This window comes from Verrucomicrobiia bacterium (assembly GCA_035946615.1).
Lineage (GTDB): Bacteria > Verrucomicrobiota > Verrucomicrobiia > Limisphaerales > UBA8199 > DASYZB01.
Window position 1 is genome coordinate 63,184 of the sequence record DASYZB010000161.1, and the last position, 9,442, is coordinate 72,625.

The 9,442-nt window shown below is 59.9% G+C and carries 10 protein-coding genes; all 10 read right to left on the reverse strand.

Translation table 11 applies throughout. The features are described 5' to 3' along the window. Window positions 1–5 precede the first annotated feature (5 nt). Complete coding sequence (locus VG146_23355; GenBank protein HEV2395297.1) at window positions 6–302, reverse strand: hypothetical protein; 297 nt, start codon at window positions 300–302, stop codon at window positions 6–8. Between the two features lie 164 nt (window positions 303–466). Then, window positions 467–1,750, reverse strand: coding sequence for a cell division protein FtsZ (locus VG146_23360; GenBank protein ID HEV2395298.1), 1,284 nt, complete (start codon window positions 1,748–1,750; stop codon window positions 467–469). Window positions 1,751–1,775: 25 nt separating this feature from the next. Continuing rightward, the gene (gene ftsA / locus VG146_23365; GenBank protein ID HEV2395299.1) at window positions 1,776–3,002 is read right to left on the reverse strand and encodes a cell division protein FtsA; all 1,227 of its coding nucleotides are present in this window, start codon (window positions 3,000–3,002) and stop codon (window positions 1,776–1,778) included. After that, complete coding sequence (locus VG146_23370; protein HEV2395300.1) at window positions 2,995–3,948, reverse strand: FtsQ-type POTRA domain-containing protein; 954 nt, start codon at window positions 3,946–3,948, stop codon at window positions 2,995–2,997. The genes ftsA and VG146_23370 overlap by 8 nt, the downstream gene beginning before the upstream one ends. A gap of 8 nt (window positions 3,949–3,956) precedes the next feature. Further along, window positions 3,957–4,865 (reverse strand): D-alanine--D-alanine ligase, encoded by a 909-nt coding sequence (locus VG146_23375; protein HEV2395301.1) that lies wholly within the window; start codon window positions 4,863–4,865, stop codon window positions 3,957–3,959. Next, window positions 4,862–5,803, reverse strand: coding sequence for a UDP-N-acetylmuramate dehydrogenase (murB, locus tag VG146_23380; GenBank protein HEV2395302.1), 942 nt, complete (start codon window positions 5,801–5,803; stop codon window positions 4,862–4,864). The genes VG146_23375 and murB overlap by 4 nt, the downstream gene beginning before the upstream one ends. Beyond that, window positions 5,800–6,960 (reverse strand): undecaprenyldiphospho-muramoylpentapeptide beta-N-acetylglucosaminyltransferase, encoded by a 1,161-nt coding sequence (murG, locus tag VG146_23385; protein HEV2395303.1) that lies wholly within the window; start codon window positions 6,958–6,960, stop codon window positions 5,800–5,802. Before murG ends, murB begins: the two co-directional genes overlap by 4 nt. Beyond that, window positions 6,957–8,153, reverse strand: a complete 1,197-nt coding sequence (gene ftsW / locus VG146_23390; protein HEV2395304.1) for a putative lipid II flippase FtsW — start codon at window positions 8,151–8,153, stop codon at window positions 6,957–6,959. Before ftsW ends, murG begins: the two co-directional genes overlap by 4 nt. Window positions 8,154–8,228: 75 nt before the next feature. Continuing rightward, window positions 8,229–8,966, reverse strand: coding sequence for a LysM peptidoglycan-binding domain-containing protein (locus VG146_23395; protein ID HEV2395305.1), 738 nt, complete (start codon window positions 8,964–8,966; stop codon window positions 8,229–8,231). A gap of 363 nt (window positions 8,967–9,329) precedes the next feature. Then, window positions 9,330–9,442, reverse strand: a 113-nt coding sequence (locus tag VG146_23400) for a phospho-N-acetylmuramoyl-pentapeptide-transferase (GenBank protein HEV2395306.1), incomplete at its 5' end; no start/stop codon positions are given.

Here is a 9,442-nt window from a genome sequence, read left to right on the forward strand (position 1 = left end):
CTCGGCTACTCGCGGTCGGCCAATGCGTCCAGATCGCCTAAGGGCCGGCTGAAAGTTGCCTTGGCGGGACGGACCACCAGCGCCTGGGCGAATTGATGGACGTGCCCAGTGGCGGCCGTCACCGGCAGACTGAAAAGAAAGAAGGCGCCGCTGATGGCAGTCGATGCAAAGCAAACTGGCCGCACAAAGGCGACATCGGCGACCTTAACCACTGTTGAGGGATGTTCTTGAGCGGGCGAAGTGAGGACACTAGCCAGGCTAATGATTGCCGCCCAGTGGATGATTGTGGTGCGATTCTTCATTGGCCGAAAGCTTACCAGTGTCCAAGCCGCTTGGCCAGTCCGCTAAAAAGATAAAAGCGGCAGAGGACCGCCGTAGTAGTTCAGGACGCTGGCGCGGCGAGCAAAACCTTCCGCCAGGTTTATCGATGCCTGGGTGTTCGACAAAGGCTCTGATGGTCGGGCTTTCAGTTTAAGGAAACACCGCGGCGGATATAGGTGGGAACATCGAGGTCCTCGCCTTTGTGAATAGTTGGCTCACTCTTATCGAAACGCCCCTTGGAAACAATTTCGAGCGGCAACTGGGTCTGGCGCAGCTTCGGCAGGGCCTTGCGGGGGCGGCCCGCGCGAGAGCCCTGGCGGGCCAGCATCTGCTCCATCTTTTCCGGGCTCAGCGAGGGCGGTGGAGGAAGGAATCTCGATTCAGGCCGTGCAGGGGCCGAGCGGCCCAGGAGCTGGCTGTCCAATCCCTCGGCTCCGTACCCGTCTGCTTTTTCGGCGCCTGAGCCGTGAGTTTTTTGGGCCGCGATGACGATCACCGCCAGCCGTTCGCGGAACGTTTCGTCCACAGCCGCCCCCATGATGAGTTGCGCCCGCTGGCAATGGCTGTGGAGCTGCTCCATCACCAGGTTGACTTCAGCCATGGCCAGATCCGGGCCACCCATCAGACTCACCAGCACCACGTTGGACTCCGCCAGCACCTGGCCCCCTTCGAGCAACGGATGGGCCAGGAGCTTCTCGACCACCTCGCGCGAGCGCGCGGCGCCCATGGCCTCAACGGCCGCAAACGCGCTCTCCGCATGCCGGTCACGAAGAAGCGCGCAGAGGTCGCCGATATGTATCTCGATCAGGCCAGGACGCGCCAGCAGGCGCCAGATGCCCCGCACCCCTTCGGCCAGCAATTCGTTTCCGAGCTTGAATGTATCCAGGACGCTGGTTGTTTCATCGGTCAGCTTTAATACCTTCTGGTTCGGCAGGCACACGACTCCATCGGCAGTTTCCATCAAATGTTCCAGACCCAACCGGGCAAGACGCTGACGGCGGCCACCCTCGCAATCAAACGGGGCAATCACGAAACCCAGGACCAGGGCGCCGCTCTCTTTGGCGAGGCGCGCCAGGACCGGGCTGATGCCAGTGCCCGCAGCCCCGCCCAACCCCGCTATCAAGAAAACCACTTCAGCGCCCGCACAGAGCGCCTTGAGCCGCGGCGCCTGTTCTTCAGCCCAGGCCCGCATCCGCTCCGGGTCCCCGTCGGCGCCCAGCCTGCTTTCGAGCTGGAGTTGTTCCACTGCGGCCAAAATGCCGCACGGAATCGGGTCGCTATGGACGGCAATAAAGGAAGCCTGCGCCAAACCGCCGGCGATCAGCGGTTCGAGCACATTGACCCCGGCATTCCCCACGCCGAAAATCCGTGTGGTGCGCAGGCCCTTTGCGGGTTTTGTGCCGGGTCCAGATTGAGAGGCGGTATCCATGTCAGGGTTTGAGTTGTAGCCAGAATCAAGGTCTTTTGAATATCTGTCCGAGAGTCGATTTCAATCCGTCGCGCAACGACCCCTTGGCAGCGCGCTTGCGTTGCTGGAACGAACCGAACTTTACCAGGCCAATGGCGGTTGCAAACTCGGGCTGGTCCAGAGCGGATTTCAAGCCACTGATGGAGTTGGTTTTGCCCAGTGAGACAGGCACCTGCAGCAGTTGTTCGGCCATCTTGGCGATTTGCGGCAGCCGTGAAACCCCGCCACACAGGAATACCCCGCCGCGCAAGTAATCCAGCGCAGCGGCTTGTTCGAGGTCCTGCGTGATGAGCTGGAAAATCTCTTCGACGCGCAGCGAGATGATGCGTTGGAGATTCTCCAAATTGAGTATTTTGAGCGGCATGCCGAGATCGTTGGCAATTGTGACGGTCTGGTCCTTGGCGGCGGGATTGACCAGAGCTGAGCCGTGCTCGAGTTTGAGTTGCTCGGCCCGGCTCAAGGGGACCTTCAGCCCATACGCCAGGTCATTGGAGAGGTGATCGCCGCCAACCGCCAGCACGCCGGTGTGTTTGATGATCCCGTTGGCATACACCACATATTCGGTCGTGCCTCCGCCGATGTCGATCACCAGCGAGCCGAGCTCTTTTTGTTCATTGGTCAACAATGCCAGCGATGAGGCCAAACCAGTAAAGACGATGTCGTCCACTTCCAGTTGCAGGCCCTTGACGGCGCGGATGGCATTTTGGAGGCGGTTTAAATTGCCATGAACCACGTGGACATCCACCTCGACCCGGGCCCCCAGCATACCCACTGGGTTGGCAATGCCATCCTGGCCATCTACCAAAAAATGCTGGCGGATGGCGTGGATGACGTGGTTCTGGGCCGGCAGATTGATGGTCTTGGCATTCTTTATGACATCCTGGACATCGGCCTCGGAAATCTCGCGATCGGCGGAAGCCACCGGATGGACACCGCGGTTATTGAAACCCCGCACATGACTGCCGGTGACCCCGAGATAAACGCTGCGGATTTCAACATCAGCCATCTGTTCGGCCTCGACAATGGCGTGCCGCACATCCTCCTCGGCAGCGGGCGCGTCACTGATCTCCCCCTTGCGCACGCCCCGAGAGCGGGCTTGACCCAAGCCGACGATGTTCAGCGCCCCATCAGAATTGAGTTCGCCCACCACAGCGCAAATCTTTGAGGTGCCGATTTCCAAGCCGACAATGATGGGTGAGGCGGAATCAAACATGTTTTCTCCTGAGGTGTTTGGGGGATTTGGGACGGGCCGGAGGCAGCGCGCTGGCCTCCAGCCAGCAGGCGGGAATATTATTGCTAACGGCCAGGTCGAGAGTGGCGATGACTTTGTTCATCTTGTGACCCAAATCATTGATGCACTGCCATCGGCGCAATTGCCGGTCCAACTCCGTGACGCCAAAGGTGATGACGCTGCCCTGGTCGGTGGTGGCAACCAGGACATCCGGGGAGGAGACGTCAACGCTCTTAATATCGACCAGGCCGGTCATGTCGGATTTTTCGAAGGCCGCGAGCAACTGGACGGCGTCCTGGACCTGTGGCGATGCATTGGTGCGGCCAGTCTGGATGTCGGCGGCGCGCAGACCCACAATGGTGGGCAGCGGATCGGCCGGACCTCCGGCTGACGGGGCGCGTTGCCGGGGGTCGAGCGGCACAATGACGTAACCCTCCTCATCCAACTGGAAGACGGCGGTCTCGATACCGCCAGAGGGGCGAGGGCGGAAGGTATTGATCTGCGCCAGAGGTTCGCGTTCCGTCACCCGAATGCGCAGTGTACGCGGCAGGATTCGCTCGACCGACGCGCATTTGACGAGTGAGACCAATTCCAAATCACGTTTCACTCGAGCCAGGTCAAGGGCCAGCAGGTTGTCGCCAACCTGCACACCGGTCCAGCGGCGGAGTTGGTCCACCGCAATCACGCCATCCGTCTGAATGTCGATATGGGTGATGGCAAAGGCCTTGTTCTGATAGACCAGCCGATCCAGGGCCCAGCCCCCCGCTCTCCAGAGGGAGTAGGCGCCCAGGACAGTGGCAAATACCACCGCCAAGGCCATAGCCGCCAGGCGCAAACGCGCGGCGCGCACCTGGCTCGAACGCAGCTTTACGTCCAGCACGTGCTCGCGGCCAAGGCGGCGGTTCTTCGGTTTCCGTCGGGCCCACATCTGTTGTTTTATCCAGTGGTCACGGCTTTGGCGCGCTTCATGGCCAGGTCAATCATGCGCTGGCAAAGCTCGCCGTAGGTCAGGCCGGCGGCGGCAGCGGCTTTGGGCAACAGGCTCGTTTCAGTCATGCCGGGCAGGGTATTGACCTCGAGCACCAGCGGCTCGTCGTTTGCCCGAACCATCACATCGACCCGCCCGTAATCGCGCCCGCCAATGACGCGGAAAGCGTCCAGGCCAGCCGCCTGAATCCGCGCCGTCGTTTCCTGGCTAAAAGGCGCGGGGCATAGATACTCGGTCGAGCCGGCGGTATATTTTGTCTGGTAATCATAAATTCCACTCCCTGGCCGCACCTCGACCAACGGCAATGGTTGCCCGCCTAAAATCCCCACCGTCGTCTCGCGTCCGTTGATTTTCTCTTCCACCAGGACCTGCGAATCGAACCGCATCGCCTCGGCCAGGGCCTTGCTCCAGTCGGCAACGCGTTCGACGAATTGCAGGCCGACGCTGGAGCCCTGCCGCAAGGGTTTGAGAACGACCGGTGGGTTCCAGCCTAATGGCCAACTGGCAGTGGACGAATCGATGACGACAAAGCGGGGCGTGGGCACGCCCGCTGCCATGCAATGCTGTTTTGTCAGGGCCTTGTCAAACCCGATGCGGCTGGCCTCGGGACCGCAGCCGGTATAAGGCACGCCCAATTCCTCGAGGCGCTGCTGCACCGTGCCATCCTCACCATAGGTTCCGTGCAAGGCCAGAAAAACAACCTCGGTCTCGTGAGCGAGCTGCCAGTCTTCCGTAACCGGATCAAGTTCCCAGACCTGGTGCCCCCGGGCGCGCAGGGCCCGGGCGACGGCTGCGCCCGAGCGGAGCGAGACCTCGCGTTCGGCGCTCGGGCCGCCTGACATGACCGTAATGTTCATTCGCCGATGATTTCCACTTCGATTTCCAAATCGATTGACCGCTTGGATTTTGCCTGCTGCCGGATCAGCGCAATCAAATCTAAAAAATCCTGCGCCGTGGCCGCGCCTGTGTTCACAATGAAATTTCCATGCTCGTGGGAAACGGCAGCCCCGCCAACGCGTGTACCTTTGAGGCCCAGTTCATCGATCAGCCGGCCAGCGGGAATCGTCACCGGGTTTTTGAAGATGCACCCAGCGCTGGCGGCGGCAGGCTGCGTTCGCCAGCGTTTCTGGCTGAACTGCTGCATCCGCTGCTCAATTTCGGCCTGCGCGCCGGGGCGTCCGCGCAGGAGCGCCCCAAGGGCAATCTGGTTCTTGAGCGCAGCGCAACCGCGATACTGAACTTCCAACTCCTGAGGTTTTCGTTCGTGAACCACGCCGCTGGCGTCCATCACCCGAACCGAGTCCACCACCTGAAATATCGCGCCGCCCATGGCTCCGGCGTTCATCCGCAACGCCCCACCGATGCTGCCCGGGATTCCTTCCAGAAACTCAAACCCCGCAAGACTGCGCCGCCGGGCTTCGACGGCAACCGCCTTCAACTTGGCCCCGGCGCCACAACGCAGAAGGTCCCCCTCAACTTCGATCCGGCCAAAACACGGCTGGTTAAGACAAATCACCACCCCGCGAAAGCCGCCGTCACGGACCAGGAGGTTTGACCCACGGCCCAAAGGAAGATAGGGCAAGTTGTGTTCTTCACACCATTTGAGCACCGCCGCCAAATCCGGTTCCGAAGCCGGTTCGACGTACACATCAGCCGGCCCGCCCACCCGCAAGGTGGTGCGCCGGGCCAGGGGTTCTTTCTTTCTGACGACGGTTGCGGACGAGACGCGCTGAGTCAATTCGTCCGCTGCGTCAATCACCGCGGGATTTCCGCAAATTGCATTGGGGTCGCTCATGCCACAATTTCAGAAAACGATGTGTGCTCAATTGAAACCGGCGCCGGCCCCACCCGGCCAATGTCGGCCAGGAGCACACGGGCAATTTCCTGGGCCGCCTCCGGCTTGTGCCACTGCGCCAAGGCCAGGCGCATCGCCTGCCGCCTTGCCTGGTTCTGCACCAGGTCCATTAATAGCCCTCCCAAAATTTCAGGAGTTGCCTCGTCCTGGGGCAGCAACCGCGCCGCTCCACTGAGATCAAACGCGCGGGCGTTGTGGGTCTGGTGATCATCGACCGCCGCAGGGTATGGCACCAGCACGGACGGGACCCGCAGCGCGGCAATCTCCGCCAGCGAAGAAGCCCCGGCCCGGCTCACAGCGGCGGTCGCAGCTCCCAAGGCCAGGTCCATTCGGGCAAAAAACGTGCGCACAATGCCTTTAACCCGCAGCATTCGATAAGCATCTTGGACCTTCGGCAAATCAGCAGACCCGGCGAGGTGCAGCCATTGCCATTCCGCCGCGAGTTTGGCCAAAGATGGCAACGAACGCAGCACCAGTTCGTTTATCCCGCTGGCACCCTGGCTGCCGCCCATCACAAGCACCAGCGGCTGATTCGGGTCCAAACCTAATTCCGTGCGGCAACCTCCGGCGTCCCTGGGCTGGAACTCTGAACGAACGGGAGTGCCGCAGATAACAGTGTTCTTTTGATGCAGTCGCGAGATAGCTGACGGGAACCCAACAAAGGCCCGGCCCACCGTCCATGACAACCAGCGATTCGCACGGCCAGGAATGGCATTGGATTCATGCAGAAAAGTCAGGGCGCCGAGCCTTCGCCCAGCCAGGAGAGGCGGAACGCTGGTGAATCCACCCATGCCCAGGACAGCTTGGGGAGGGTTCGGCAGAAAAAGTTTCCGGGCCGCGGCGTAGGAACGGCAAAAGGCGTTTAGAAATGCGAACGTCTTGCCCGAACTCAATCCAATGACCGGCAGCGTGACCACATCGAGACCCGCAACCGACTTGAGCGCTTGCTGGTCCACTTCCTTTGGCGAAACCAGTAACGTGACGGAGCAGCCACGCTGAACCAATTGCTCCGCAACCGCCAACCCGGGGAACAAGTGGCCACCGGTGCCCCCACAGGCCAGGGCAATTCTTGGACCAGGATAGGCAGCGGGCTTCATGGAAGTGCAGCGCCTTTGAACGGGTTCCCCCGGGACCGCGCCAGGGCTGGCATAGCGCCTTCAGCTGGGTCTGCCAATCTTTCGTGGACGCGCCCCTGGCGCCCGATGCTCAGGAGGATCCCAATCGATAAGAGCATGATGGCCAGATTCGACCCCCCATAGCTGATGAATGGCAGCGGCAGGCCCTTATTGGGCAGCGCGCCGGTCACGACCCCAATATTGATAAATGCCTGCAGACCTATTAAAAAAGCTACCCCGCAACCCAGCAACAAACCGAACGTGTCCGGGGCATGCCAGGCAATATAGACCCCACAACTAACCACAGTGACGAAGGCAACAACCACCAGCAGAGTGGCGATTAATCCAAGTTCCTCGCCGATAATCGAGAAAATGAAATCCGTGTGGTGCTCCGGGAGGAACCCGAGCTTCTGGCGGCTGTCGCCCAGGCCCTTGCCCGTAATGCCGCCGCTGCCCAGAGCGACCATGGCTTCGTAGGCCTGCAGGCCCTTATCCCGCTTGGTCTCCTCGAGGTGCAACCAGGAATAGATGCGCTCAGAGCGCATGGGGTTGTGATAGATAAAAAGCCCTACCGCCAGGGCGGCGGCCACGACTGGGGGCAGGAAATACTTAAGCCGGATACCTGCTATCAGGAGGATGATTCCGCTTACGCAGGCTAACAGCAGCGCGTTGCCGACGTCGGGTTCTTTAAAGATCAGCCCCAAAACCAGGCCGATCAACAAACCCGGCACAAGGATGCCTCGCCTCCAGGACGGCATTTGTCGCTGGTAACGCTCCCCATACCAAGCCAGGACCAGGATGAGGGCCAGCTTTGCAAACTCCGAGGGTTGAAAAAGAGTGACTTGATGATAGCCCAGCCAACGCATGGCGCCATTGCGCTTCACACCGAAAGGGTGCACAAACACCAGCGCCAGCAACACCACTCCTAATATAAAAAGAGGCCATGCCAATTTCTTTAGGAGCTGATAGTCCAACAATGCAATCCCGACCCCCAGCACCACCCCGATGGCGCTCCCAACCAATTGTTTGAGCAGCAAATGCGTCCCGGCTTGTGCCATGCTCGCGCTGTAAAGCATCACAAGACCTAAGGCCAGCAACCCCGCCACGCAAAAGACCAGCATCGTCACGGCGAGTCTCATCGGTCCACCACCGGGCCTCTCCTGCTGTGGTCTCATTGATTGCCGATGGCTGATTCGCTAAACAAAATTCCAATCCCAGGGCTGCTGTTGCCCTGGGCTTGGCACAATTATTTACTGTGGCGGCGCCGTCCCGGTGGGAGCCGACGTGCTGCCAGCAGACGCCGGTGCCTGGACTGGAGCCGATTTCACCGGGATTTTGAGTTTCTGGCCGACTCGGATCCGGTCAGTCGTCAAACTATTGGCTGAACGCAGTGCGCGGACTGAAACCCCATACTGCCCGGCGATGCGGGTCAGGGTATCGCCGGATTTGACCGTGTAGATTTGCTCACCACTCGGGGTTTCAACAGGCGGGCCGCTGCCTCCAACCGCGCCGGGTGCCCCGCTCGGGGTCGCCGGGGGCGGGATGTGTAATGTCTGGCCTACCTTCAGCCGCGTCGGCTCCACACCCGGATTGGCATCGATAATCGCTTTGACGCTCACGTGGAATTTCCTCGCGATCGTGGTGAAGTTGTCGCCTTGAACGACGGTGTAGTCCGTTTGGGCCGGTGGCGGGGGAGGTACTGGTGTCGCCTCCACGGTCGCATTGGTTGGCACGGGCACCTCATTGGTGGCCGCCGGCGGCGCGTTGGTGGGCTCGAAAGACGGCGCCGCCGCTGCCGTTGTTGCGTTGGTATCTTCCGCCACTGCATTTGGCTCAGGCTCCTTTTTGCAGCCTTGCATCAGCAGCGCCAAAAGGCCGATACCGTGGATGGCCAGCACGACAAAGACGGCAATCTTCACCCGGGCACGGCCTTTGTTTTTAGGATCGAGCAGGGACCCTTGTGGAACAAGTGGACTAGGATTATTCATTTTAATGGACGTTTTTTGACTCTTCTAAGTGTAGTATCAATGGACGATGGCTTGCTTTGTGCCATGGTTTTGCTTGGAAAAACCACGAGCGCAAATCGTTAAATCTCCTGGCCGACAAAATCGGCCATGACTGAACTATGGCAAATCTACCAATCATATTGGGGTGACCACCCTGGACACCCCCAGGTATTGATTTTGCTGCCTGACAAATGCTTTCACGGCATTCCTGATCTTTTCGAAACTGGTCGAAGCTCGAGCTAGCCGTTGAAAGCAGGACTTTATCGCCTGAAGTTGCGCTTCGGGCCGCTTCAGTCATTGCTTCTAACAGCCGGGGCCTAATCTTGCAAGAAGGAAGTGCGTGTCTCATCGAATTTTTAAAGTACTGAGCGCCACGACAGCAAACAAAACGCCCAGAATGTAAAAACGCATGACGACCTGGGATTCGTACCATCCCTTTTTTTCAAAGTGATGATGCA